Genomic DNA, 24,973 nt, shown 5'->3' with positions numbered 1-24,973 from the left:
CCGCTCACGCATACACCGAATGCGCATCAACCGGTTCGGTCTTGTTCTCCTTCGGTCGCGGTTCGGTATACCGACCGTACAGGATTGTCAGTTCACGCAGCCGCGAGATAACGGCTGGCGCAAGCTGGTGCATGCTGAAGCGCCACGTCCAGTTGCCGCCAGGGCGACCCGGCGTATTCATCCGCGCCTCGCTCCCCAGCGATAGCACATCCTGCAACGGGATGATCGCGGTATCCGCCACCGACGAGAGGGCGACCCGGATAAAATCCCACGCGATGTCGTCGCCGCTGCGTCCCAGGTATAATTGCACATGACGGCGCTCTTTCTCCGAAGCAGTGCGCCACCAGCCAAGCGTCGTATCGTTGTCGTGCGTACCGGTATAGACGATGCATCGCTGAATGTGATTGTGCGGCAGGTAGGGCTGATTGGCGTCTCCGCCGAAGGCGAACTGGAGCACCCGCATCCCCGGAAAGCCAAACCGGTCGCGCAGTTCTTCGACATCGGGCGTAATCACCCCCAGGTCCTCGGCGACGATGGGGAGTGCGCCAAGCGCCCGCTCGACCGCCTCGAACAGGTCGGCGCCCGGTCCTTCGACCCAGCGCCCGTTGACTGCTGTCTCCTCGTCTGCCAGCACCTCCCAGTAGGCGGCAAAGCCGCGAAAGTGATCGATGCGCATAATATCGACCAGCGTCAACGTTGCGCGGAATCGTTCGATCCACCAGTCGTAGCCGCGTTCTTTCAGCACATCCCAACGGTAGAGCGGGTTCCCCCACAACTGTCCGGTGGCGCTGAAGTAATCGGGCGGCACACCGGCCACCACCGTCGGCCTGCCTTCATCGTCGAGGAAGAACAACTCAGGATGCGCCCAGACATCGGCGCTGTCGTAGGCGACGAAGATGGGAATATCTCCCAGGATCTGAATACCCAGGTCATTAACGTACTTCTTCAGTGCCAGCCACTGATCGAAGAAGAGATACTGGATGAAACGCTGGTAGGCGATCTCGTCGGCATACGCGCGGCGCGCCGCATCGAGCGCGGCGGGTTCGCGCCGTCGCAATCCCGGATCCCAGGTGGACCAGGGACCGCCGCCGTTGGCGCTTTTCAATGCAGCGAACAGCGCATAGTCGTCGAGCCAGGATGCCTGAGCCTCACAGAACGCCTCGAAATCGGCGCGCAGGTGATCGGCGTATCCCTGTTGAAATCGAGCGAACGCGCGCCGCAGGATGCGCTGTTTGAATGGAATGACCGCGCCATAATCAACAGCAATATCGGGCAGAATCGGCGCATCGGCAAGGTCCGACGGCGCCAGCAGCGTTTCTTCGAGCAGAATGTCGAAGTTGATCAGCAACGGGTTGCCGGCAAAAGCGGAGAAACTCTGGTAGGGCGAGTCGCCATAGCCGGTGGGACCGAGCGGCATCACCTGCCAGATACGCTGACCCGCAGCCGCCAGCAGATCGGCAAAATCATACGCGCTATCTCCCAGGTCACCAACCCCCCACCGCGAAGGGAGCGATGTCGGATGCAACAGGATACCGCTGGCTCGTTGGCGGTTCATAGGTCGTCCTCGCAGTCATCAGGCTTTTCCCTCTAGTATACCCGAACGACTTACAGTAGCGGCGCGCCTCTACTACCCCGCTCCCGCCACCTCCGTAGCGCGGGCTGAAGCCCGCGCACGCGCCGTCTCCTCAATCCCCCTCACCCCCCTTGCCCCCTCTCCCACCAGGGGAGAGGGGGGCGCCCCACGCTCCCGGTCCGTAGCTCCGCAGGGGCTTCCACTTGCGGTGAGCACGGTCGGGTCGAACCGCGTCCTCAGCGCGGGCTTCAGCCCGTGCACGCGCCCCCCGCGCCCGTCATCTCCGTAGCCCCCTCACCCCCCTTCCCTCTCCCCCACCAGGGGAGAGGGGGGGCGCCCCACGCCCCCGGTCCGTAGCTCCGCAGGGGCTTCCACTTGCGGTGAGCACGGGCGAACCGCGTCCTCAGCGCGGGCTTCAGCCCGTGCGCCATGCGACCTCAGCCGCCAGGGGGAGTAATACCGTTATCAATCGATAAATATGCTCATTTGCAGACTTTTTAGAGAACAATACCCCTCTCCTGAACGTCCAACCATGAGAGTACGCTTTTATCGTTGTGGTTGACCAATGGAGCGACCCAACCCGAATGGTGAAAGGAAAGAAGCATATGAGGCTCACACGCTTTCTGTGGTCGGCGCTGCTGATTGGCGCGCTGGTCATAACAATGTTCAGCATTCACTGCGCCAGGCGCTGCACAGCACACCGGCGATCCTCCGCCGGTCGTCACTCCAGACGACGCGCTCACGCTGCGCGAGGAGGACCTTGGACCGGCAACCCGCGATATTGCAGTCGATTTCGACACGCTCATCCGCCCTGCACTCGATGCCTACCTCCAGCGAACCGGGGGCATGCCGGGCGTCGCCACAACAGAGGCGCCTGTCGTGAGCGCTATTCCCACCCCCATCCCGCCCGTCTATCTGCCACTGATCGTGGGACCGCCGCCGCCGCTGGTCGTTCTTCCACCAGAACCCACGCCTGTCCCGCCGCCGCCGGGCGCTGATGTCACCGCCGTTACCTGGTCCGAGCCGAGCATCCGCGTCGGACGCGGCATGACCCTAACCTACGAGAGCCGGGCGTACAACGACGGCAAGGGAGATGCCAGCAGCACAACCGTCGTCATTCCGTACAACCGCAACCATATCCTGCCAATCGCCAGCCGCTTCGACCGCGCCGCCGGCGATTGGGTGAGTGAACTGACTCCGACTCAGATCACCGTGACGTTTGGTCGCCTCGGCAGCAGCAAAATGCGCAGCGGCTTCATCGATTTCAGGGTCAGCAATGCACTCGCAACCAATACCGCCATCGAAACGCGCTCGACCTTCCGCTGGTCGGACGAGGATCGTGGCGGCAACGGGCGCAGTAACTGGGCGCCGGTTCTGGTCGGCGGCGGCAACGATACCGCGCCGTTCGTCTGGCTGATTGTCGAACCGGTGCGGGGCACGGCGGCTGAAACACGCACCTTCTTCAGCGATCGTTTCGTTCCAGGCGAGAATGTGGTGACGTGGCTCAACACACCACGGGGGGTGAAGCCGCTCAATGTGGCCGCTGCTGCCGACCCGTCGGGACGGGTGTGGCTGACGTATCGACCGTCCGATCTGACGCCGGGGACCTATCAGATTGTGGCGCATGGGACGCGCAGTCGGCTGACCGGTGTTGTGTCGTTCGTTGTGCAGTGAGGGGAAAAGCGAACGGGGAGCGGTGTCAGGAAGAGATTCGCTCCTCGAGCGGATCGAGAGCGGTATTCCAGAGTTTCATGCGCTCGGCGTCGCCGCCGGCATCGGGGTGGTGCAGGCGCGCCATTGCTTTGCGAATGGCGCTGATTTCGGCAGCGGTGAGCGCAAGGGGAATGTTGCCAATCTTCGGGACCTCCTGTTCGCGCATGGCGCTCTCGGCGCGCGCCTTCCACATGTCGCGTTCGCGTTCGAGCGCGACATTTTCACGACTGATCTCAACCAGATTGGCGACGGTTTTGTTGTAGGCGCGCGCAATCTCAGCCTGACGATCCTGTTCTTTGCGAAGCTGCCGAAGCAGCGCGCGGATCGTCTGATGCGCCTCTTTCAACTCATTCAACAGCCACGCAGGGTCAAGAGTTGCGGGATCGATGTCACGCAGCGGATTGTCGTTGCGAGCCACTCCAGTGTCCTCAGTTTCGAAAAGCGCCTGCACGTCTGTAGTATAGCGACATGACCGGTCACTCGTCAAACGGTCATGGTCCCTCGTATTCCCGCAATTCCCGCACGTTGATCGATGTGCCGGCAACCAGGAGGATGCACGCCACACCGCCGAGGGTCACTGCCGCAGGCGCGCCGATCAGACTGGCGATAAATCCGGCGTTGGTTTCTCCCAGTTGCGGACCGCCGGCAAAGAAGACCATAGTGACTGCCACCATGCGCCCGCGTAGCTCATCGGGAGTGAACAACTGACGGATCGTACCGCGAATGACCATGCTGATCGTATCCGCTGCGCCCATGCCCGCTAGCGCAATCAGTGTCAGCGGGAGCCAGCGCGACATCCCGACGACAGTAACGCACACACCGAACGCCAGCACCGCCGCGAGCAGGGTCATCCCCTGGCGCGGAATGCGCACACTGCTGAGCAGGGTTGCCGCAACCACCGCCCCCGCCGATGGCGCAGCGTACATCCAGCCGAGTTCGGTCGGACCGACGCGCAGGACCTGATCGGCAAAGATCGGGAGCAACACTCCGGTAGCGCCAAAGAAAGTGGCGAAGAAATCGAGCAGCATGGTTGCAGCGATCAGGCGATGCGAGAAGACGAAGCGCAGCCCTGCCAGCGCCGCCTGGAGCGAAACCGGTTCGCTGCGCACCGGCATGTTCCGTGTACGCATAAGCGACGCCGCTGCTGCAACCGCCAGAAAGGTGGCGGCATCGATCCAGTAGACCGGCGCAACTCCGACTGCTGCGATAAGCACGCCGGAGAGCGCCGGACCAATGACCGTCGCCAGTTGCCAGGCGACAATGTTCAGGCTCAATGCATTCGGCAGGTGTTGCGGTGCAACCAGGTTGGGAATGATCGCCTGGCGCGCCGGCAATTCAAAGGCGCCTGCTACCGACGCCAGCGCCACCATCGCATAGATCAGCAGCAACGGCGGACGCTCCATATCGCCGGTCAGTGCCAGTACGACGGAACACGCCAGCGCCACGAGCGACATCAGGATCAGGATTTTGCGCCGCTCGACGCGGTCGGCGACCATGCCGCTGAACAGCGCCGTGACAACCAGCGGAATAACGCGCGCCAGACCGATCAATCCAAGCGCAATTTCCGCCCGGATGCTGCTGTCCGCCTGCGCCAACTGGTACACCTGCCAGGCAATGGCAACATTACGCATTTGCGTACCGGTGATTGATACGAACTGACCGGCCCAGAGCAGTCGGAAATCGCGGTAGCGCAGCGCCGTCAGCGCTGCAAACCGGGTCGAAGGCGTTGATGGGTGCATCAATTTTCGTGCAGGTTCCAGAGAGAATATAGGAGCGGCTATCATATCACATTACTCTGAGGATGTCTCATCGGGACGGGGCTGAGGGGTGCGAGTATGCATGGACCGGAAACGCCGTAGAGGACAACAGGATGTTGGGACGCGGGGCTGATGGCGAGAGAGGCTGGCGCCAGCTGGACGTGATTCATACACACGGAATTGCATCTTTATACACACAAGGAGGAGCGTGAAGCGCACGAACATTGTTCTGGACGATGAACTCATCGAGCGCGCACTGCAGGTGACCGGTCTGAAAACCAGGCGTGAGGTCGTTCACGAGGCGTTGCGCACCCTGATCCGCCTGCACGAACAGGCCGAGGTGCGCGCCCTGCGCGGAAAACTGAAATGGGAAGGCGATCTCCACGATCAACGTCTGGATCGTCTGGAGCGTCCACGATGATCCTGGTCGATAGCACGGTCTGGGTGGACTATTTCAATGGCATCCAGGCTCCTCATACCGAATACCTGGATAGTCTTGTGGATCAAGACTTGATACTGGTTGGGGATCTCATCCTCGCAGAAGTCTTGCAGGACTTCCGGGAAGATGCTGATTTTGAACAGGCGCGCCGCGCTACGGGGAAATTTCTTCAAGTCAGCATGGTCACACCGGATCTGGCAGTGAAAAGCGCTCACAACTACCGTATGTTGCGGCTTAAAGGAATAACCGTGCGCAAGACAATTGACAGTCTGATCGCTGCGTGGTGCATCGAACACCGTGTTCCCCCGCTCCATCACGACACCGACTTCGATGGGTATGAGGCGCACCTTGGCCTGCGCGTCGTACACCCGGAAGCGCTCTCGTGAATTTCTCCCGCGCTGCTCGCACATCGGGCGTCGTCATGATCACTGGATGCGCTCACGCGAGCGGATCGCGCTCTGTGAGCGCCGCTTGATTCCAGAATCGTTCACAGCCGGGTTCGGCTGTTCCGCCAGTTGATCAACTCGAAGGTTTGGGGCGGACCCTACCTCGATAGCGGACACAATGCCCGCGTTCCAGACGCGGATGATGCCTGCGCGCCCAGGCGCGAATGGAGACGCATTCCGCATGCGGGCAGGATGCCCGCGCGCCCGGTCCATAGCACTTCGCATGCGGGCAGGATGCCCGCGCGCTCAGGAGCATCGTGCATGGTTTCACCAGGTTACTCTTTTGTGTATAATTGAAGTTAAGAGATTATTGACTAATCGTTCTTCACGAAAGGAACACACGCAATGTCGGATCAACCCCTGCACACGCTCCAGCTCCGTCACAGACACGCATCAGGGGCGGAAGAATGGTCGTGCCCGCACTGTGGTCGTCGTCTGCTGATCCACCTGGCGCCGGTCCGCCGCCGAACGGTCCTGGCGCAGGGGGACGCCTCGGCACTGCACATCGGCGGCGGTGGTTCCCGCCAGACAACTCACGTGCCGCTTCGGCTGCCCTCCGCGCGCAATCTGCCGGTTCTTCCTGAAGAGCCAGGGCATATCCCGGTAACCGATGCGCTCCTCCCCTGGATCCGTTGGATGGATCAGGCAGGTCTGTAGTCCTCAATCACTCTCTCCGATCATCGAGCGTGAGCGCTGGCTGAGTACAGCGTGTCCGGCGCACCACCGTCAGTCGCTCACGCGCTGCTCTTCAGCACCTCTCCTCCTACCGCGCGTCGAACCTGTTCGCGGCGTAATTCAGATTTGTGGCATTCCGCAGTTTCCGCGCATTCATCGCCGAGTGCGCCGTGAGCGGCGCAGCGTAGGATGTCCTTGCGCGTAAGCAACGCACGTGCATGTAAGGTAAGGAAAGGGAGGTCACAACCATGGCAGTCGCAACTGCGAAACGAGAACTGGTGGCAGCGAAGGGAGCGGAGGTCGAGAGGGAAGAACTGGCGGTTGAAGAGCTGCAGGCAGCACTGATGGAGCGCCTCGAAGCGGCGTATGAGGAGGCCAAGGCAAGCTGGCGACCTGAGATCGCCGCGCCGACGAACTGGTGGGACATTATGGCGGTCGGTCCGTTCTCCCAGCCGTTCGATCTCGGCTTCCCCAAGCCCAATCCGATTGTGCGGGTCGGCCAGCCGCTGGTGATCTTCACGGTGCTGTTCCTCAACCCGGTTGGTCCGCCAGCGCCATCGCCGATGCAGATCGTCGGCGGCGCCCTGCTGCCCTACCGGATCACGTACAACACCAACAACGTCATCACGATGAGCCCCGAAGCGACGCTGAGCGGAACGGTGACCGGCAACCTGGCGCCTGTGCCGTTCATCCTCAACGCGATCACGCTGACGCCGAACACGCCAGGGTTGTATGAAGTCCATCTGCGCGCGCAGATTCTGACGGCGATGAGCACCACCATGGTTCCGTTCGCCGGGTATGCGTCGCGGGTCGACTCGATCCACGCCTCGATCTTCGGTCCGAGCGGTCTCGTCATTCGCTTCGAGCAGCCGGTGCGCTTCGATGTGTATGCGTAAGGCGAAGGTCTGTCGGTAATCGGCATCTGTGGCGACGCTGCAATGCAACGTCGCCACAGACGCCCCTTCAGGGAGAAAGACAATGGACGATGACCGTCTCCGCGCTGCACGGGCGCGCCTTCTGGTGCGCCGGATGGCGCCGATGTTCCTCTACAACCCTGCCTACCGCGTCAATATGGTCGATTTCGGCATCCCGATCCGCGCCGAAGCCGCCGATGAACGCCCGACGATTCGCTTCCACGTGCCGCAAAAACTGTCCCGCGCGCAACTCGAACGCGCCGGCATCGAAGCAGTGCCGCGACAGATCGGCGAATTTGTCACCGATGTGATTGAAGGCGCCTATGTGCCGCACGTCTGGGGCTGGTGGTATCCCCCGCAACCGCCTGCCAGCAGTCCGCGGGCGCGCCACGATCCGATGCGCGGCGGGATCAGCGTGTCGGTCGCGCGTGATTACAGCGCGGGCACCCTCGGCGGGTTGGTGCGCGATCGCACCACCGGCGAACTGATGATCCTGAGCAACTGGCACGTGCTCGCCGCTGAACGCTGGGTCTCCGCCGGGTTGCCGATCTGCCAGCCGGGGCGGCTTGACGGCGGTATGCCGTATGATGTTGTTGCAACCATGACGCGCCACGCGATGCGGCAGCAGATCGATGCCGCCGTAGCAATCCTCACCGGTGATCGTTCGTTGATCAACAATCAGTTGAACATTGGTCCAGTCAGCGGCGTGGCGCTGCCGCGCCTCGGCATGCGCGTCACCAAGTCCGGTCGCACGACCGGCGTGACCGAAGGAATCATCACGGGGGTTGAAGGACAAGCGCGACTGTGGTATGGTTCTATGCAACGCGCCATTCAACACGTCATGACCATCGTTCCCGCACCTGGAAAGCGTGAAGTCAGCGCAGGGGGCGACTCCGGCTCGTGGTGGCTCGATGCCGAAACGCGCGCAGCGGTTGGGTTGCACTTTGCAGGAAGTGACGATCCGGAGCAGGCGCTGGCAATCGATATGTTGAGCGTTCTCAACGCGCTCAACGTCGATATCGTCACCAAACGACCGGCAATGACCGACCGACGCCGACCGGAAGCAGTGGTGCGAGAAGCGTGGCAGGCGGTCGAGCGTGAGATGCTGGAGACACTGGCGCGATGAGTTCGCAATCGGCAGCGTGGTGGCGCAAGGCGCGGCGAGCGCGCGATCATCTGATCGCGCGTTTCAGCGCACATCCGGCGGTTACCAATATCGACATCGGGTTGCTCGATCCTCCCGAAGCCGGAGTGATCGGCGTGCGCATTCACGTGCGCGGCACACCCGACGACCTGAACGTTCCAGAAGAGATCGACGGCGTTCCGGTGGGGATGATACGGGGAGATTATCGCTTGCAATGAGCGGGGAGATGTCCTATGACCGTGCGCGAACGATGGTCGCCTGACAATGAAATGCGAAGCGGCGGACAAGGTGATGAGACCCCATGGAGCGAGCGTGCCGCATTTCGCATTGCTGTCGAATCGCGCGACGCCGGGGAAGGGCGGCTGGCATGGCGCACCCGCGCCTACCACGAAGAGCACGACCAGCACAAGGTCTGGACCGGCGTGCCGGATGAGGCGCTGATCGAATGGCTCCACGAGCAGCTCCGGCAGTCAATCGGCAGCGCCGTTCCTTCGCCGATCAGACGTCTCCCTGAAAGCATAGCGCCCACCGCGCCGGACTCCGCCGTCCCTCCCGACGACCTCCAACAGATTCCAGGGATCGGACCGGCGATTGCGCGACGATTGCACGCTGCGGGCATTACGACCTTTGCCGCGCTGGCGGCATGCTCACCGTCCGATCTGGCGGCCTGGACAGGACGATCCACCGAGCAGATTACCCGGATGGGCTGGATCGAACGCGCCCGCGAACTGGCGCATCCTCCAGCACTCACCACACCTGCCCTGGAACCGGCGGCAGAACGTTCGGTCACGATGGAAGCGCCGCCACCACCGGCGGAAGCCGAACCGCTCACCACCGCAGTCCCACTGCAAACGACGGAAGCCGAACCGCTCACCACCGCAGCGCCACCGCAAACGGCGGAAGCCGAAGCTGAACTGCTCACCACAGAAGCGCCCCCACTGGCGGCAGCCGAACTGCTCACCACCGAAGCCCCACCAGCGGCAGCCGAACCGCTCACCACCGAAGCCCCACCAGCGGCAGCCGAAGCAAAGCCCGTCGAAGAAAAGCCGATTGTCGAATTTGCCGAACCGCTTGGAGAGACAGTGCTGCCAATAGCAGCAGAAGCAACCCGGGAGGCACAGGAAATGATGCTCGAAGAGTCGCCGATCATGTTCGCCGCCATTCTGCTCGACGAAGAAGGAGACGTGCGGGGCGTCTGTCTGACCATGACCGACGAGCAACCGCCGGAGTGGAACGATCAGCAGGTAGCGCGATTCTTTATCGAGACCAGAACGCCGCTCCCGGCGGAAGCCGTATTCGCTTCTCTTCATTTGAATGATGTGCAGATCGAGACGGTTCCCGCACAACGCGGGAAAGGCGGCGCCTCCCAACTACACGCGACCGCCACAGTGCATCTCGAAGGTGCGGCAACCACAGGCAAACAGAGCATGTCCTGTCACGTTGTGCTCCTGGCGTATGACCTCGCATCCGGCGAAACGCACATTCTGAACACAACAAGAATTGAATGTGCGCCTGACACGCTGGATATCCCGCTCACCCTCGATGCCGACCTGCCCGAAGTCGGCAGGTATCAACTGCTCCTGGCAGCGCTCATGCCCGAAGCGCGCGTCCTGAGCGCCATTTCAGGACCGCGATTGCGGGTGACGCCCTAGCCTTGTTAGGAAGATCAACCGGATATGAGACAATCTCGTGATCGGCGTTGGCTTCGACAGGCTCAGCCAACGCCAACCGCTCCACCAGCGCATATGCACTGATCTCGTAATCGGCGTTGGCTTCGACAGGCTCAGCCAACGCCAACCGCTCCACCGGTGCATATTGACGGCAGCGCGGCAGTCACTCCGCCTTTTCGATCACCCGTCGCACAAAGGCTTCGAGGTCGTCCGAGGGACTCAGCCCCAACTGGCTGCGGAGCGTGGTCACACATATCTGATACTGGCGCATCGCCAGGTGGCGCAATCCCTGCGCCGCATAGCAGCCGATGAGCACCCGATGCGCATCCTCATCGCAGCTATCGACGGCGAGCGCGCGTTGACTGAGCATAATCGCCGTTGGATAGTCTTTCCGTTCCTGGTACAACCGCGCCAATTGGTGGAGCGCTTCGAGGTACGCCGACTGAAAGACGATCCGGCGCTCTTCCGCCCAGTCCTCATAGCGTTCTTCCGCCATGTAGTCGCCCTGGTACAGATCGATGGCGCGTCCATACGCTTGAAGCGCGCACTCCACATCGCCGCGACTCCAGGCGGAGCGCGCCGTTGCGATTGCCTCCTCGAACGCATCGGAGTCGACCCACAGCGGCAGATCAGGCGCGAGCAGGTAGCGGTCATTGATAAACAGCACCACCGGAATGTCTCCCATCACCCGCTTGAACGTCTGGCGCAGGCAGTAGACAGCCTGGTGCAGGCTGCGCCGCGCCAGTTCCGATTCTGAGTCGGGCCAGAAGAGAGTTGCCAGGCGTTCTTTTGCAATTGGCGTTTGACGGTGGGCGACCAGAAAACGAAACAGCGACCGCGAACGCACCCCTTCCCACTGTTCGATCAACACATCATTGAAGTACACACGCAGCGTTCCAAAGGTGTAGACGGTCAAGCCAGACGGACGCGCCGCCGACTCGGCCGCAACCGGCGCCGTGGATGACACTGAAGCAGGCGTCGTCGTTTCAGTGGAAGGCGCGTTTGCTGCTGTATTCACATCGAGTGGCATCGCTGCGCCAGCGACATTCGTCTCAACCGTCGGGGGGACCTTCACATTCACCAGAGGTTCTATCGATTCGGCGGAAACAAGGTCTTCAATGACAACCGGCTGACCGGCTAGTAAGTCATCAGAGGCTGAACGTTTCGGCGGGCCGGGAGGAGCAAGGATGGCGCGCCACCAGCCAAGGAAGCGCTGCAACAGCGATGGTGAGCGGTCGACAAGCAGTGGCGGCGGCAGCGGCAGGAGTTCGACATTGATCCGGGTCCACTCTTCGGCGTCTGCATGAATCTGCACAGCGATATGCTGATGGATAGCGATCAGGTGGCGCATCAGTTCTGCGCGGGCCTCATTAATAGCAGATTCTCCCTCAGAACGCTCGATGCGCCCCTGTGCTATCACCTGCTGCCAGCGCACCACCTCGGCACAGAGTTGCGCGGTTGCCGCCAGCATCCCGCCCGGTGGCGCGATATCCGCCGCATCGAGACAGAACTGAGCGTGCTGCAAATAGGCGCCCGCCGCGCGATAATCTCCCTGGCGAAGGGCGATCAATGCCACACGCCACGCCAGCAAACCGCAGGCGCGCGGATCGTCGAGTTGCTCGACTAGAGTCAGCGCCGCCAGCGCGCGCGCCATCGCCAGATGTGCGTGACCCTGATAGAGATGCAGTTCCGCCTGCGCTATCAGCGCGCGCCACTGCCCATCAGCATCATTCGTCGTCCGAAATGCTACTTCCGCTTCGGCCAGCAGACTCAGCGCTCCATTCCACTCCTGGCGCCGCAACAGATCCAGCGCCTGACGGTATGCCTGCCATCCGGGTCGGTCGTGTCCACTTTGTCGAGAGCGACGCGACGCAGCATGATTGGGAGAGGTCATACCCGCTCTTTTCACGAAGTGCTGTGGCATGATTGCTGATGGTGACAAACATCCGGTATGCCTGAACGGAATTCAGGCCATAGACACGATGCCATCAAGAACCAGGCAGAACAGATAGCAGCCGGGAATGCGTCCGGTCTTTGGCGTGCGCATCGTTGCAGAAGGAGTACAGAGGAAATAAAGGTATCTGCAGCGGACTATGCGCACGATCCTTTCACATGTAGTATAACGCAGCCCATGGCAAAATCAACGTTGAGGTTTCGTTAGGAACACAGACGGTCTCCTCTGATCGGACTTAGCGGACGACGCGCCCGATCATCAACGATATTGTCACCATTTCGTTTACATCCTGCCTCTTGTCAAGACAACGCTGATATGGTATGTCACTAGCAATGCGTCTATGCAGGCGCAGCATCAACGCCATGCTCCACGCGCTCGACTAACGCCGCGCTTCCGCTCGTCGAGCGCAGAACCGCGCCCCGCCTGCGCACTTTTCCGACAGTCACCGTAGCGTTGACGGAAACCATGCGACGCAATCCGCCCATCCAGAGATTGCAAGGAGACCGGAGATGTTGAATACCTTTTCTCCTACACGTTCGCTCAGTGTTCGACTGGCGCTCTTCACCATCACAATTGCATTGATGGCGATGCTGGCGTTGACCCTGCTGACCAACCAGGTTGCGACCGAGAACGCTATTGCGAGCGCGCGGCATCAGATTGACACACAGGCGCTCAATGGCATTGAGCGAGTCGAAATGTATCTTCAGGACCGACAATCCGGCGTGGCGCTGACGGCGCAACTGCCGCTCGTGCGCCTGATGCTCGCAAACCAGGAAGACCCCGAAGCGCGCGAACGAGGGCAATCGGTCATCAACGCGGTGCAGAGCACGTTCAATTACGAAACAGTATCATTGCTCAACACCGCCGGACAGACGGTGCTCAGCACCAACCCGACAATGGTTGGGCAGGATCGCAGTCAGCGCCCAGAAGTGAACAGCGCGCAGCGCGGCGCGTTGGGGATGTCCGATGCTATCACCGATCCGGACAATGATCGAGTCTACCTCCATTTCACGGCGCCTGCCTATGGTTCGAACAACCAGTTGATCGGCATTGTGGACGGTCGCGTACCGCTTGATGAAATTCACCGTCTGGTGGCGTTGGATGCAAATCGCAGCGGCAAAGGAAGTTACAGCGTGATAGTTGACCGTCACGGAATCCGTCTCTCCATTCCGAATTTTCCGCACCTGCTGTTCCATCCTGCTGCCCTGCTGGACTCAACTGTCGCACAGGAAATGATCGGGTCCCGTCGCTTTGGCAATAACACAGCGACGTTCTTGCAGCAACCCTCCGCCATGCCCGAAGTTATCGAAGGCATTCGCCTGCTGGACCGGAGCGTCGATAACCGTCACTTCTTTGCGGGAAAACTCAACTCTGGCGAAGACGGCGAGTCGGTGATCCGTAAACTACGCTCGGTGGACTGGTACTATATTCATCGTGTTCCGATCGAACAATTCTACAGTGTGGTGCATGGGCAAACGAACTATGCCTTGATGGTGACCGCGATCACGGCGTTGATTGCCATTGTCGTCACCCTTTGGTTTGTGCAAACCTCGCTGCGCCGACCATTGCTCCAACTGGTCGAAACTGCAAGCGCGATTGCTGGGGGCGATCTGCGCAAACGCCTGAACATGCAGCGGAGCGACGAAGTCGGCATCCTGGCTCAGCGTTTCGATTCCATGGCGGATGCGCTGGAGGCGCGCATTATCGAAGCGCAGACAGCACAGACGGAGGCGCAGCGGCTTCAGCGCATCGAAGCCGAAGGGCGCGCATCGCTCGAACGGAGCGTCGCCGAGTACCTGGCATTCGTGCAGCGCGTGGCGAACGGCGACCTCTCGCAAAACCTGCATATCGATCGTCAAGATGCGCTGGGTCAGTTAGGCGAAGGTCTCAACCGCATGGTCGAAAGTCTGCGCGCAATGGGACGACAATCGCAGGAAGCGGCGGATGCCATTGCCACAGCCGCAGCCCAAATCCTGGCGACGACGACGCAACAGGCATCAGCCGCCAACGAACAATCCACCGCTGTTGCACAAACGATGGCGGCGCTCGATGAAGTTCGCGCTATTGCCCGACAGACCGCCGATCAGGCCGATCATATTGCGCGTGACGCACAGGCGGCGCTCACCGTCGCCCAGCAAGGGATCGCCGTTGTGGAAGAAACGGTGCAGAGCATGAGCGACATTCGTCAGCGGGTCGAGGGAATCGCCCAAACCATTCTTTCGCTTGCCGGTCAGGCGCAGATGATCAGCACGATTACGGGCACGGTGTCTGAACTTGCCGATCAATCTAACCTGCTGGCGCTCAACGCCGCCATCGAAGCGGCGCGCGCCGGAGAGCAGGGCAAGAGTTTCTCGGTCGTCGCCCAGCAGGTGCGCGATCTGGCCGAACGCAGCAAACAGGCGACCGTGCAGGTGCGCTCGATTCTGGGTGACATCCAGAAATCAACGAATGCGGCAGTGGTTGTCACCGAAGAAGGCGCAAAGCGCGTGGACTCCGGCAATCGTCTGGTCAGTCAGGCGGGTGATGTGATCCATCGGATCGCCAGCGAAGTCGAGACCGGGGCGCAGATCAACGTACAGATGGCAGCCAGCGCGCGGCAGGCGACTGCTGGACTCGATCAGATCGGTCAGGCGCTGAACTCCATTCAAAAGGCGGCGAGCGAGACGCTGACCAGCACTCGCCAGGCGGAACGCGCCGCGCAGGACCTGAACGCGCTGGCGCAGTCGCTCCAACGCATGGTCGCCGTGTATCGGCTGGCGTGAGAGGGAGATTCCGGGGCGCTTACGGGTCGCGGAGACGCCGAGCCAGGGCATCTCACACGTGGAGGTTGACGACCCATACCATTCTGCGCCGACCTGCCTGGCGCCTGATGCACATGTACAAAATAATCCGGCATTCCGCTGGGAAGCCAGGCCCACCTGCGCAGGCTGGAGCGGGTATGCGCCGCTGCAACAGTAGGGCGGGCTTCCACCCGCCACGCCGCAACAGTAGGGCGGGCTTCCGCCCGTCCCAACGCGCCGCCGCAACAGTAGGACGGGCTTCAGCCCGCCCCAACGCCGCAAGAGCAGGGCGGGCTTCCGCCCGCCCGCTGCACTGCCCGCCGCGCCGCCGCAACAGTAGCGCGGGCTGAATCCCGCCCCAACGTGCCGCCGCAACAGTAGCGCGGACTTCCGCCCGCCGCACCACAAGAGTAGGGCGGGCTTCCGCCCGCCCCAACGCCATCCGCCTGCGCGGGCGCGACCGGGCGATGCCCGACCAGGGGAGGTGCGCCATTCTGCGCGTCAACCGGGCACTGCAACGCGGGCGTGTCGGAACAAGCCAAACCCTTCGTGCGCAGCCCCGCAGGGGCTTGCATACCCTCAGCCAGGGCTTCAGCCCGCAGTCCGCTGGCGCCGGAAGGCGCAGGCGCTAGCAGGCAAAGCCCGACTGCGCGGGCTGGAGCGGGCGGGACCGGATTATTGTCTCCAAAACCGTCACAGTTGGGCGGGAGCGCGGCGGATCAGGCCTTTTTTTCATCAGGAAGCCGCTCTCATAGAGTGATCAACCAAAACCTGGACTATCAAGGACGTGGAGCGGCGAACGTTGGCTTCGACAGGCTCAGCCAACGTCCGCCGCTAGACAGTCAAAACGGGCAAGTATTGGGCAACATCTGGTTGATCGCTCTATCAGACGTGTGGGTTAACGTATAGTCTCCAATAAGGCAAGAGGGATGAAGAGAAAACGGGCGTCGGAATGCCGAGAACGCACGTCGTGTCGCAAAAACGCTCCGCTCATAAGGCGAAGGGTGTTGGAACGAGATCGCGCCTCGTCCGTTAACCCCTAACCCCATACCCATACGGATGGCGGCGATGCCACTCCCAGGCGCTGCCGATGATCTGTTCCAGGTGAGGAAAGCGCGGCGTCCAGCCAAGTTCGCGGCGGATCGTCTCGGACGACGCGATCAACACCGCCGGATCGCCAGGACGACGAGGACCGAACTCATACGGGATGGGACGACCGGTGACGTTTCGGGCCGTCTCAACGACCTCCAGGTTGGTGAACCCGTTGCCGTTGCCCAGGTTATACTTGCGGCTGCCAAGCCGGTCGAGCGCCTTGAGTGCCAGAATGTGCGCCTGCGCCAGATCGAGGACGTGGATATAATCGCGCACACAGGTGCCATCTTTCGTCGGGTAATCATTGCCGAAGATGATCACCTTTTCGCGTTGACCAAGCGCCACCTGCAACACGATTGGAATCAGGTGCAGTTCCGGCTCGTGGTGTTCGCCGCGGTCGGGAGTGCCGCCAGCCGCATTGAAGTAGCGCAGGCAGGCGTATTTCAAACCGTAGATCCGCTCGAACCAGTGGAGGGTTCGCTCGATGAAATACTTCGACTCGCCATAGGGCGAACCAGGCACAATCCGCTCGTCGGCATCAATCGGGATGGTTTCTGGATCATCGAACAGATTGGCGGTAGAGGAGAGGATGAAGCGCCCGACGCCATGGGCGACGGCGTGTTCCAGCAAATTCGCGGCTGCTACCAGATTATCGCGCAGATACTTGAGCGGCTGCTGCATGCTTTCGCCGACCAGCGTAAACGACGCAAAGTGCATGATCCCATCGAAGCCATGGTGCTGCTGAAACAGACGCACAACCGCATCGGGATCGCGCAGATCGCCCTCGACGAAGGCTGCATCGGCGGGAACCGCTTCACGATGCCCCTGGTAGAGATTGTCGAAGACAACGACGTCGTGACCTGCGGCAAGGAGTTCTGCGGCGCAGATGCTGCCAATATAGCCAGCGCCGCCGGTGACAAGGATTTTCAAGATGGTCCTCCCTGGTATGGCGTCAGATAGCCGCCAGATTCGAGTGATGACGACGATCATGCAATGCCCAGGCAAGGCGGCGACGTTTACCGCAGTACCCGGGCATCCTTAGTATAGCGTAACCGTGTGCTGTTGAAATCAATGCCTTCGCCAGCAGCCTGAAACAGAGTTTGGGGTAAACCCTCGACATGGCGAGCGCGCCGCAAGTATGTACAACATCGCTCTTTTATGCTATGCTACTGGAAGTATGTACGACACTGCTACGTTCAGGAACTTTGCCATGACCATTACCGATCGTATGCTCATCGGCGCAATTGCAAGCAACCCTGGCGATTTCAATGGAGCTGGCGAGTATCGTTGCTGCCGCACGTGCATGGTGATCTACTTTACTTCAGCAAAGAATCCCGATACCACCCACGAGGGACACGATACCTTTCCACTGCCTGCGCTCAATCCCGATGGATCGGGAAAACTGGTGCGCGCATTTCAGCGCTATATCGAGCGCTGGTCGCCGGAGCGACGCGAACAACTCGAGCGCTTTGCGCAGCGCAAAGGGTGGGATATGGCAATGGAGTTGAAGTACGGCGGCGGGGCGCTTGAGGATCACGAGGCCGCCGAATGGCAGGAGATCGTCAACGCCCGGCTCGAGCAATTAATGCGTCAGGCGCGCCAGCAGATCGAGTCCGGCGCGCCCGCGCCGCAATCAAAATAGCATCACGCCTGCCTCGCGCGCCAGCTGACGTAGACGATCGCCCGCAGGCTTACGCCCGTTCTGGTCCATCTGATCTGCCAGTTCGTTCAAATGCTTGACAAATGCCGGCGTAATCATCGTCGGGTTCTGCCGTAGCAGTTTCGTGGCATCTTGTGGCGTCTCCGCCTGGAGCAACTGGCTGATGAACCGATCTTCCGGCGAAAGCGATTCCTCAACAATGCGGGTAGCCAGATGTTCGATGGCGCGCAGACGTTCCGCCAGATGAACCTGACCGCTGCGTTCCGCTGCTGCAAGGTTCGACTGCAACACCAGCATGAACGCTTCGTTGATCTGATCGCTGTGCTCGCGCAGCACACGTTCGGAGTCCGCCGTATCGAGCGCCTTACGTAACAGGTTCGCTCCGGCGTCGAACAGTTCCTGCGCCTCGCGGTCCATCCGCTCGACGGTTGACAGAATAACGCTGCGCCGCGCTGTCAGGCGTTCCGCCGTTACACGGTCACCAGCCTGCTCCGCCTGATCGATACGCGCCGTCCATTCCTCGAAGAAACTGTAGTCGATGACAGGACGCAGTTCGGCAATCATCGCTTCCAGTTCGCTGTCGCTTGCGGCTATCAAACGATCGACCGCCTCCGCCGTGGCGATGTCGGGCGTGTCGCCCGGTAGTGCGTCGCCTTCGCCGGTGAAACCGACCAACTCCGCCAGGCGACGACGCAACGTCAGCAGCACCTGTGCCGAGTCATCGCGCCCGATCTGGCGACTGGCTCTGATGAAGGCATCGATTGTGGCGAAAAACTCGTCGTTGATTTCGTCGCGGTGTTGGTCGACGAGCGCAGCAAGCGCATCGTCACCACGTTCGGCAGCCTCGGCAAGACGACCGATCAGATCGATGCGCTGCCGCTGCGCCTCGATTGTCTCACGCGACACGCCATCCGCTTCGAGGATGGCGTCGATCAGCGAGTTGAGCGTCAGAAAGCGGCGTGGAGCGAGCAGATAGCCACGCGGCACATTGGGCGGCAGAGTGCGCATAATGAGCGACGTAGCATCGCCGATGAAACGTTCCTGCTCGTCCTGACGTGCGTTGAGTTGTTGCGGAATATGCACGAGCGCCAGTTGTTTGGCGGCATCGTGGTAGAACAACGGAGCACCGATCATGATCGCCATGCCGCAACTGGGACACATGGCCAGATTCAACTGCCCGGCGATCAGACGCGCTTTCAGTTCGGGGTGCTGTGCCGCATCAACAATCGTGACAACCGATGCGCGCAGCGGCGCCCGACAGGATGGACAGGTTAGTTGAATCGCCTGTGATGAGGGACCGGAGGTCACACGAAGCCCTTTCAGAATCGTGCGCGCCGGACGCACCGGCGCGACAGGTAACCAGTCTTTTATATTATAGCACGGATCACGCGCCGGTGATGCCGTATCTCGCTGCGCTTGACGGGCACAATCATGCGACGTATACTTTCAATGTTACGTAACAAAGATAACAAATGAAAGAGGAACGCATGCGCATCTATGGCAGCATTACCGAACTGGTGGGCAACACACCGCTTGTGCGCCTGAACCGGGTAAACGACACGCACGCCACGGTGGTCGCCAAACTCGAATGGTTCAACCCCGCCGGCAGCGTCAAGGATCGCATCGGGCTGGCGATGATCGAAGCCGCCGAGCGCGATGGTATCATTCATCCCGGCGAGACGGTGATCGTCGAGCCGACCAGCGGCAATACCGGCATCGGGCTGGCGTTCGTAGCGGCAGCGAAAGGATATAAGGTCATTTTGACCATGCCCGAAACGATGAGCATCGAGCGGCGCAAACTTCTGCGTGGCTTCGGCGCCGAACTGGTGCTGACGCCTGGCGCCGAGGGAATGCGCGGCGCGATTGCGCAGGCGGAGGCGATTGCCGCTGAACTGCCAAATGCCTGGATTCCGCAGCAATTCAAGAATCCCGCCAACCCCGAAATCCACCGCCGCACGACCGCCGAGGAACTGTGGCGCGACACCGACGGGCAGATCGATATTCTGGTCGCCGGCGTCGGCACCGGCGGAACGCTCACCGGCGTGTCCGAGGTGATCAAGCCGCGCAAACCGTCGTTTTACGTCGTCGCGGTCGAGCCGGAGGCGTCGCCGGTGCTGTCGGGAGGCAAGCCTGGTCCGCACAAGATTCAGGGGATCGGCGCGGGATTTGTGCCTGATGTCCTCAACACCAGCGCCTACGACGAGATTTTCCGCGTCTCGAATGAGCATGCCTTCGAGGTGGCGCGCCGCCTGGCGCGTGAAGAGGGGCTGATGGTTGGCATCAGTTCCGGCGCAGCAGCGTATGCGGCGCTGGAGATCGCTCGCCGCCCCGAAAATGCCGGTAAACTGATCGTCTTCATCTCCGCCTCGAATGGCGAGCGCTACCTGAGCACGCCGCTGTACGGCGATGAGGTCTAGAGCCGATCTCTAACGGGAGTTACGCGGTCGCCTCACGAACGTCTCGCTTGATGGCTCTTTTGCCTTCGTCAAAGCGGCGCTCGTCTTCTTCTGCGATACAGTGCGGCGACTTTAGCCGGGTTTTCCCGGCGCGCTCCTGCTCTGTCACCCATCTCACGCATCAGAACGCTGGTTTAGGCGAGGCGGCGCCTCGCCCCCCTCCTTCCCTCCTTGCTATGCATTACCCACAAGGCTAAGATCGGATTCCTGATGAAAAGATGCCTGAGCCATCACCCTCCCACGCATCGGTAGGCGTTCTTGAGACAATAATCCGGTCTCGCCCCGTCCAGCCTGCGCTACCCCTGCAGTGCAGCAGGCAGCGCGGCGGGCTTCAGCCCGCCCTACCCCTCCGGCGGCGCATACCCGCCGGGTGGGCGTAGGCAATGCCTTCGCCAACCCAAAATGCCTTCGTCCACCCAGTCGTCGCTCACGAGACGAGTCTTCAAACATACACGAAGCTCGACCCAACCGTTTCTGTCCTCAGCGCGTAGAATCCGGTAGGCTATAGTGGACAATCAGACTGGCGGACAGGTCGCTCAAGAGGGGTCAGCAATGTATAAGATTCCGTCTTCCGAGATTACACCCGAACATATCTACCGCTCGCGGCGGCAGTTCCTGCGCGGGATCGGCGCTCTGGCACTCGCGGGGTTGGGTGTCGCCGCCTGTGGCGACACGGCGAATCCGTCGTCTGCGCTGACACCAGGGCCGGTCTCCCGGCAGACTGACGATCTCGGCGATCCGCTCAACACCTATGAGCAGATTACCACCTACAACAACTTCTACGAATTCACTACGCAAAAAGAAAGAGTCGCGCAACTGGCGCGCGATTTCCGCACCTCGCCATGGACGATCAGTATCGGCGGGTTGGTGCATAAACCACAGACCATTGCGATCGAAGACATCCTGAAACGTTACCCGTCGGAGGAGCGTATCTATCGCCTGCGCTGCGTCGAAGGGTGGTCGATGGTCATTCCCTGGCTCGGTTTTCCATTGCGCAAATTGCTGGCGGACGTCGAGCCAATGGCAAATGCACGGTATGTGCGCTTCGAGACGCTCTACGACCCGGAGCAGATGCCTGGTCAGCGTGATCGCTGGTACGCCTGGCCCTATGTCGAAGGGTTGCGCCTCGATGAGGCGATGCATGACCTGACCATCCTGAGCACAGGGTTGTACGGCACGATGCTCCTGCCACAGAACGGCGCGCCGCTGCGCCTGGTCGTTCCATGGAAATACGGCTTCAAGAGCATCAAGTCGATCGTTGCAATCGATCTGGTCGCCGATCAACCAACCTCGTTGTGGATGGCTGCCGCACCGCACGAATACGGGTTTTACGCCAACGTCAATCCCAACGTCCCGCACCCGCGCTGGTCGCAGGCGACCGAACGGCGCATCGGCGAATTCGAGCGCCGTCCGACGCTGCTGTTCAATGGTTATGCCGATCAGGTGGCGCACCTCTACAACGGCATGGATTTGCGGGCAAATTACTGAACCGGCGCAACGGCACGGGACTCACCCAACGTTGAACCCGTCGCGCCGATCGCATCAGCGGCGCGCCCGCGCCCGGCTTTGAAGCATCCCGAAGTCCCACGCCAGTATATCGGCGCCATCAAGTCGCACATTCGTAGAAGCCCCACCGGGGCTTTCAGGCTCTCAGCCAGGGCTTCCGCCCGTAGCGCAACGCTTTCAGATTCTCAGCCAGGGCTTCCGCCCGCAGCGCAACGCTCATCCCGACGTAAAAGATCTGACGGGGCTTTCTGGTGCTCAGCCAGGGCTTCCGCCCGCAGCGCAACGCTGTGGCTCCTGACAAACCAACCACGCCCCAGAGCGTCGTTCATGTAGCGCCAGCCCGCTTCATCGTCTATACTGTCCCCCGGATATGCAAACGATAGCGATACATGATCTGCCAACCGGTCAGGTCTTTGCAGCACTCGACTCGAACCCCCAGGGATTGACCCCCGAAGAGGCGCGTGAACGCCTGGCGCAGTATGGTCTCAACGTCCTCCATGAACCGCCGCGCAAACCGCTGATCCGCGCCTTGCTGGCGCATTTCACGCATCTGATGGCATGGCTGCTCTGGATCGGCGGAGGCGTTGCGTTCGTGGCGCAAACGCCGACGCTCGGCATTGCCATCTGGCTCGTCAATGTCATCAATGGGTTGTTCAGTTTCTGGCAGGAGTATAAAGCCGAACAGGCGACCGCCGCGCTCCGCCGCATGCTGCCGTCGTATGCGCGGGTGCGTCGCGCCGGCGCAGAGACGCGCATTCCGGCGGAGCATCTGGTTCCCGGAGATGTCCTGTTGCTCGCCGAAGGCGACCATATTTCGGCAGATGCGCGCCTGGTGCGCGAATCGGAACTCCGGGTCGACCAGTCGGCATTGAGCGGCGAGTCGCATCCGGTGCGCAAGACCGCCGAGCCGACGAGCGGCGCGGGACTATCACGCGCGGAACTGCCCAACCTGGTGTTTGCCGGTACAAGCGTGGTATCCGGCTCGGCTGAAGCCGTGGTGTTCGCCACCGGGATGCGCACGGCGTTTGGCGAAATCGCTCGCCTGACCCAGAGCGTCAGCGATCAACTCAGCCCGTTGCAGCGCGAAATGGAACGCCTGACCCGTGTGGTCAGCGCGATTGCCGTCGGCGTCGGTGTGTTCTTCTTCGTGCTGGCAGTCGTCATTGCAGGGATCGATCTGGCGAATGGCTTTATCTTCGCCCTGGGCATGATCGTCGCCTTTGTTCCCGAAGGGCTGCTGCCGACCGTCACACTGGCGCTGGCGATGGGCACACAGCGCATGGCTCGGCGCAATGCGCTGGTGAAGCGTCTCTCCGCCGTCGAAACGCTCGGATGCACGACCGTCATCTGCACCGACAAAACCGGCACCCTGACACAGAACGAAATGACCGTGCGCGAGATCTGGGTCGGCGGACGACAGATCTCGGTCAGCGGCGCCGGCTATACGCTGGAAGGGACGTTCAGCGAGCGCGGCGCGCCGCTGGAACGGCCAGCCGATGATCCTGAACTGCGGCGGGTGCTTCTGGCTTCCGCGCTCTGTAATGATGCTCGCCTTATTCCGTTGCGCACAACGGCGCCACCCGACGACCAGAGCCGCCACGATGATCGCTGGAGCATCCTGGGAGACCCGACCGAGGCGGCGCTGCTGGTGGCAGCGCGCAAAGCGGGCATCGACAGCGACAACGAAGCCCGACGGACGCCACGCATTCGCGAGTTGCCATTCGAATCGCGCCGCAAGAGGATGAGCGTTGTCTGTTGCCTGCCGCAACCGCAGATCGCAGCGGATGAACCCGCCGGGTTCACGGTGTATGTCAAGGGCGCACCGAAAGAGACGCTGGCGCTCTGCACATCCTCTGCCGCTGGCGATTCCATCCAGCCGCTCGACGAAACGCAGTGCGCACAGATCCTTGCAGCCAACGATCAGTATGCGCGCGCCGGGTTGCGGGTACTGGCAGTCGCGCAACGCACCCTGCACGCCGCACCCGCTTCGTTCGACGCCGAAACCATCGAACGCGACCTGACATTCCTCGGTCTGGTCGCCATAATGGATCCGCCACGTCCAGAGGTCGAATCTGCCGTGGCGATGTGCCATTCCGCCGGGATTCGTATTATCATGATAACCGGCGATTATGGACTGACGGCGGAAAGCATCGCCCGGCGCATCGGCATCATCCATGGCGCGCAGCCGCGGATTGTGACCGGCGCTGAACTGGACAGCATGGATGACACGGCACTCCGCGAAGCGCTGACCGATGAAGTCATCTTCGCGCGGGTAGCGCCTGAACACAAACTGCGCGTCGTGAACGCGCTGCGTGCACAGGGGCACGTTGTGGCCGTGACGGGTGACGGCGTCAACGACGCTCCTGCACTCAAACAGGCGGATATCGGCGTGGCAATGGGGCGCGCCGGAACGGACGTCGCACGGGAAGCGGCGGATATCATCCTGACCGACGACAATTTCGCCTCGATTGTCAGCGCCGTTGAAGAAGGGCGCGCGGTCTATGCCAACATCAAAAAATTCGCCACGTACATCTTCACCAGCAACACCCCCGAGGCGACTCCATTCGTGCTGTTTGCCTTCAGCGGCGGGCGCATCCCGATTGCGCTGAACGTCATGCATATTCTGTCGATTGACCTGGGGACAGACATCGTGCCGGCGCTGGCGCTCGGCGCCGAACCGCCGGAACCAGGCATCATGGAGCGCCCGCCGCGCAGTTTGCAGGAGCACGTGGTCACCGGCGCTATGCTGCGTCGCGCCTATCTCTGGCTTGGGCCGGTGCAGAGCCTGGCGGCGATGGCAGCGTTCTACTACCAGTACTGGACGAATGGGTACTGGGGGCGGTGGTTCGACCTTCCGGCAGACGGTCCGTTGTACCGTTCGGCGACGGCAATGGCGCTGGCGGCGGTGGTGACGACGCAGATTGGCAATCTGTTTGCGCAGCGCAGTGAACGGCTCTCGTTTCTACGCCTGCCGCTGATGGGCAATCGGTTGATCTGGATCGGCATCGCAACCGAGGTGATCCTGATCGCGGCGATAGTGTATGTGCCGTTTTTGCAGAACCTGATTGGCACAGCGGCATTCGATCCGACCAACTGGGCGTTTCTCGCGCTCTGGGCGCCGGCGCTGCTGCTGGTGGATGAATTGCGCAAACTCGTGATCGCCTGGCGAAAGTGACGGTCACGTGAAGGAGGCG

At 61.4% G+C, this 24,973-nt stretch carries 19 protein-coding genes; 13 read left to right on the top strand and 6 right to left on the bottom strand.

Translation table 11 applies throughout. The features are described 5' to 3' along the window. Positions 1–4: 4 nt before the first annotated feature. The gene (gene malQ / locus AC3EA7_RS11870; protein ID WP_488614269.1) at positions 5–1,555 is read right to left on the bottom strand and encodes a 4-alpha-glucanotransferase; all 1,551 of its coding nucleotides are present in this window, start codon (positions 1,553–1,555) and stop codon (positions 5–7) included. A gap of 897 nt (positions 1,556–2,452) precedes the next feature. Between malQ and AC3EA7_RS11865 the strand changes: the two genes are divergently transcribed. Beyond that, on the top strand, positions 2,453–3,247 hold the full coding sequence (locus AC3EA7_RS11865) for a hypothetical protein (RefSeq protein WP_488614268.1): 795 nt from the start codon (positions 2,453–2,455) through the stop codon (positions 3,245–3,247). Positions 3,248–3,272: 25 nt separating this feature from the next. Here AC3EA7_RS11865 and AC3EA7_RS11860 read toward each other — a convergent pair whose 3' ends face one another. Continuing rightward, on the bottom strand, positions 3,273–3,704 hold the full coding sequence (locus AC3EA7_RS11860; RefSeq protein ID WP_488614267.1) for a hypothetical protein: 432 nt from the start codon (positions 3,702–3,704) through the stop codon (positions 3,273–3,275). A gap of 73 nt (positions 3,705–3,777) precedes the next feature. After that, positions 3,778–5,025, bottom strand: a complete 1,248-nt coding sequence (locus tag AC3EA7_RS11855; RefSeq protein WP_488614266.1) for an MFS transporter — start codon at positions 5,023–5,025, stop codon at positions 3,778–3,780. A 226-nt stretch (positions 5,026–5,251) separates the two neighbouring features. Between AC3EA7_RS11855 and AC3EA7_RS11850 the strand changes: the two genes are divergently transcribed. From AC3EA7_RS11850 to AC3EA7_RS11820, 7 genes are all read left to right on the top strand, one after another. Then, positions 5,252–5,464, top strand: coding sequence for a type II toxin-antitoxin system VapB family antitoxin (locus AC3EA7_RS11850; RefSeq protein WP_488614265.1), 213 nt, complete (start codon positions 5,252–5,254; stop codon positions 5,462–5,464). Further along, positions 5,461–5,868, top strand: a complete 408-nt coding sequence (gene vapC / locus AC3EA7_RS11845; RefSeq protein ID WP_488614264.1) for a type II toxin-antitoxin system VapC family toxin — start codon at positions 5,461–5,463, stop codon at positions 5,866–5,868. The genes AC3EA7_RS11850 and vapC overlap by 4 nt, the downstream gene beginning before the upstream one ends. A 405-nt stretch (positions 5,869–6,273) precedes the next feature. Next, on the top strand, positions 6,274–6,585 hold the full coding sequence (locus AC3EA7_RS11840) for a hypothetical protein (RefSeq protein ID WP_488614263.1): 312 nt from the start codon (positions 6,274–6,276) through the stop codon (positions 6,583–6,585). A gap of 266 nt (positions 6,586–6,851) precedes the next feature. After that, on the top strand, positions 6,852–7,499 hold the full coding sequence (locus AC3EA7_RS11835; RefSeq protein ID WP_488614262.1) for a hypothetical protein: 648 nt from the start codon (positions 6,852–6,854) through the stop codon (positions 7,497–7,499). A gap of 82 nt (positions 7,500–7,581) precedes the next feature. Then, entirely contained in the window at positions 7,582–8,643 is a 1,062-nt protein-coding gene (locus AC3EA7_RS11830) for a chymotrypsin family serine protease (RefSeq protein ID WP_488614261.1), read from the top strand. Then, complete coding sequence (locus tag AC3EA7_RS11825; protein WP_488614260.1) at positions 8,640–8,879, top strand: hypothetical protein; 240 nt, start codon at positions 8,640–8,642, stop codon at positions 8,877–8,879. Before AC3EA7_RS11830 ends, AC3EA7_RS11825 begins: the two co-directional genes overlap by 4 nt. A 15-nt stretch (positions 8,880–8,894) precedes the next feature. Further along, positions 8,895–10,313: a helix-hairpin-helix domain-containing protein gene (locus AC3EA7_RS11820; RefSeq protein WP_488614259.1), complete on the top strand. Its 1,419-nt coding sequence runs from the start codon at positions 8,895–8,897 to the stop codon at positions 10,311–10,313. A gap of 181 nt (positions 10,314–10,494) precedes the next feature. Here the strand turns inward: AC3EA7_RS11820 and AC3EA7_RS11815 are convergent, their stop codons facing one another. After that, positions 10,495–12,225 carry an AfsR/SARP family transcriptional regulator gene (locus AC3EA7_RS11815; protein ID WP_488614258.1) on the bottom strand — a complete coding sequence of 577 codons (1,731 nt, stop codon included), beginning with the start codon at positions 12,223–12,225 and terminating at the stop codon, positions 10,495–10,497. A 569-nt stretch (positions 12,226–12,794) separates the two neighbouring features. Between AC3EA7_RS11815 and AC3EA7_RS11810 the strand changes: the two genes are divergently transcribed. Next, a complete protein-coding gene (locus AC3EA7_RS11810) occupies positions 12,795–15,047 on the top strand; it encodes a methyl-accepting chemotaxis protein (RefSeq protein ID WP_488614257.1) in 2,253 nt (750 codons plus the stop codon). A 1,050-nt stretch (positions 15,048–16,097) separates the two neighbouring features. On the opposite strand, the gene galE is transcribed toward AC3EA7_RS11810, so the two are convergent. Next, complete coding sequence (galE, locus tag AC3EA7_RS11805; RefSeq protein ID WP_488614256.1) at positions 16,098–17,087, bottom strand: UDP-glucose 4-epimerase GalE; 990 nt, start codon at positions 17,085–17,087, stop codon at positions 16,098–16,100. Positions 17,088–17,367: 280 nt separating this feature from the next. Between galE and AC3EA7_RS11800 the strand changes: the two genes are divergently transcribed. Further along, the gene (locus tag AC3EA7_RS11800) at positions 17,368–17,799 is read left to right on the top strand and encodes a hypothetical protein (RefSeq protein WP_488614255.1); all 432 of its coding nucleotides are present in this window, start codon (positions 17,368–17,370) and stop codon (positions 17,797–17,799) included. Here AC3EA7_RS11800 and AC3EA7_RS11795 read toward each other — a convergent pair. Continuing rightward, on the bottom strand, positions 17,791–19,125 hold the full coding sequence (locus AC3EA7_RS11795; RefSeq protein ID WP_488614254.1) for a CpXC domain-containing protein: 1,335 nt from the start codon (positions 19,123–19,125) through the stop codon (positions 17,791–17,793). The two genes, AC3EA7_RS11800 and AC3EA7_RS11795, sit on opposite strands and share 9 nt — an antisense overlap. Positions 19,126–19,304: 179 nt before the next feature. On the opposite strand from AC3EA7_RS11795, the gene cysK reads away from it, so the two are divergent. The 3 genes from cysK to AC3EA7_RS11780 all read left to right on the top strand — a co-directional run bounded on the left by cysK (position 19,305) and on the right by AC3EA7_RS11780 (position 24,954). Further along, on the top strand, positions 19,305–20,234 hold the full coding sequence (cysK, locus tag AC3EA7_RS11790; RefSeq protein ID WP_488614253.1) for a cysteine synthase A: 930 nt from the start codon (positions 19,305–19,307) through the stop codon (positions 20,232–20,234). 591 nt (positions 20,235–20,825) lie between these two features. Then, a complete protein-coding gene (gene msrP, locus AC3EA7_RS11785; RefSeq protein WP_488614252.1) occupies positions 20,826–21,761 on the top strand; it encodes a protein-methionine-sulfoxide reductase catalytic subunit MsrP in 936 nt (311 codons plus the stop codon). Between the two features lie 388 nt (positions 21,762–22,149). Further along, on the top strand, positions 22,150–24,954 hold the full coding sequence (locus AC3EA7_RS11780; protein ID WP_488614251.1) for a cation-translocating P-type ATPase: 2,805 nt from the start codon (positions 22,150–22,152) through the stop codon (positions 24,952–24,954). The last annotated feature ends 19 nt before the right edge of the window (positions 24,955–24,973 follow it).

The sequence above is a fragment of the Roseiflexus sp. genome (genome assembly GCF_057785375.1).
This window is presented reverse-complemented; position numbering and strand designations above follow the sequence as displayed.

What these genes read in the sequence shown, in the direction of transcription:
- AC3EA7_RS11800 (WP_488614255.1), top strand. Translation starts at nt 17,368, where the DNA reads ATGACCATTACCGATCGTATGCTCATCGGCGCAATTGCAAGCAACCCT.
- AC3EA7_RS11810 (WP_488614257.1), top strand. Translation starts at nt 12,795, where the DNA reads ATGTTGAATACCTTTTCTCCTACACGTTCGCTCAGTGTTCGACTGGCG.
- msrP (WP_488614252.1), top strand. Translation starts at nt 20,826, where the DNA reads ATGTATAAGATTCCGTCTTCCGAGATTACACCCGAACATATCTACCGC.
- AC3EA7_RS11780 (WP_488614251.1), top strand. Translation starts at nt 22,150, where the DNA reads ATGCAAACGATAGCGATACATGATCTGCCAACCGGTCAGGTCTTTGCA.
- AC3EA7_RS11825 (WP_488614260.1), top strand. Translation starts at nt 8,640, where the DNA reads ATGAGTTCGCAATCGGCAGCGTGGTGGCGCAAGGCGCGGCGAGCGCGC.
- vapC (WP_488614264.1), top strand. Translation starts at nt 5,461, where the DNA reads ATGATCCTGGTCGATAGCACGGTCTGGGTGGACTATTTCAATGGCATC.
- AC3EA7_RS11815 (WP_488614258.1), bottom strand. Translation starts at nt 12,225, where the DNA reads ATGACCTCTCCCAATCATGCTGCGTCGCGTCGCTCTCGACAAAGTGGA.
- AC3EA7_RS11820 (WP_488614259.1), top strand. Translation starts at nt 8,895, where the DNA reads ATGACCGTGCGCGAACGATGGTCGCCTGACAATGAAATGCGAAGCGGC.
- AC3EA7_RS11855 (WP_488614266.1), bottom strand. Translation starts at nt 5,025, where the DNA reads ATGCACCCATCAACGCCTTCGACCCGGTTTGCAGCGCTGACGGCGCTG.
- AC3EA7_RS11840 (WP_488614263.1), top strand. Translation starts at nt 6,274, where the DNA reads ATGTCGGATCAACCCCTGCACACGCTCCAGCTCCGTCACAGACACGCA.
- malQ (WP_488614269.1), bottom strand. Translation starts at nt 1,555, where the DNA reads ATGAACCGCCAACGAGCCAGCGGTATCCTGTTGCATCCGACATCGCTC.
- AC3EA7_RS11835 (WP_488614262.1), top strand. Translation starts at nt 6,852, where the DNA reads ATGGCAGTCGCAACTGCGAAACGAGAACTGGTGGCAGCGAAGGGAGCG.
- AC3EA7_RS11830 (WP_488614261.1), top strand. Translation starts at nt 7,582, where the DNA reads ATGGACGATGACCGTCTCCGCGCTGCACGGGCGCGCCTTCTGGTGCGC.
- cysK (WP_488614253.1), top strand. Translation starts at nt 19,305, where the DNA reads ATGCGCATCTATGGCAGCATTACCGAACTGGTGGGCAACACACCGCTT.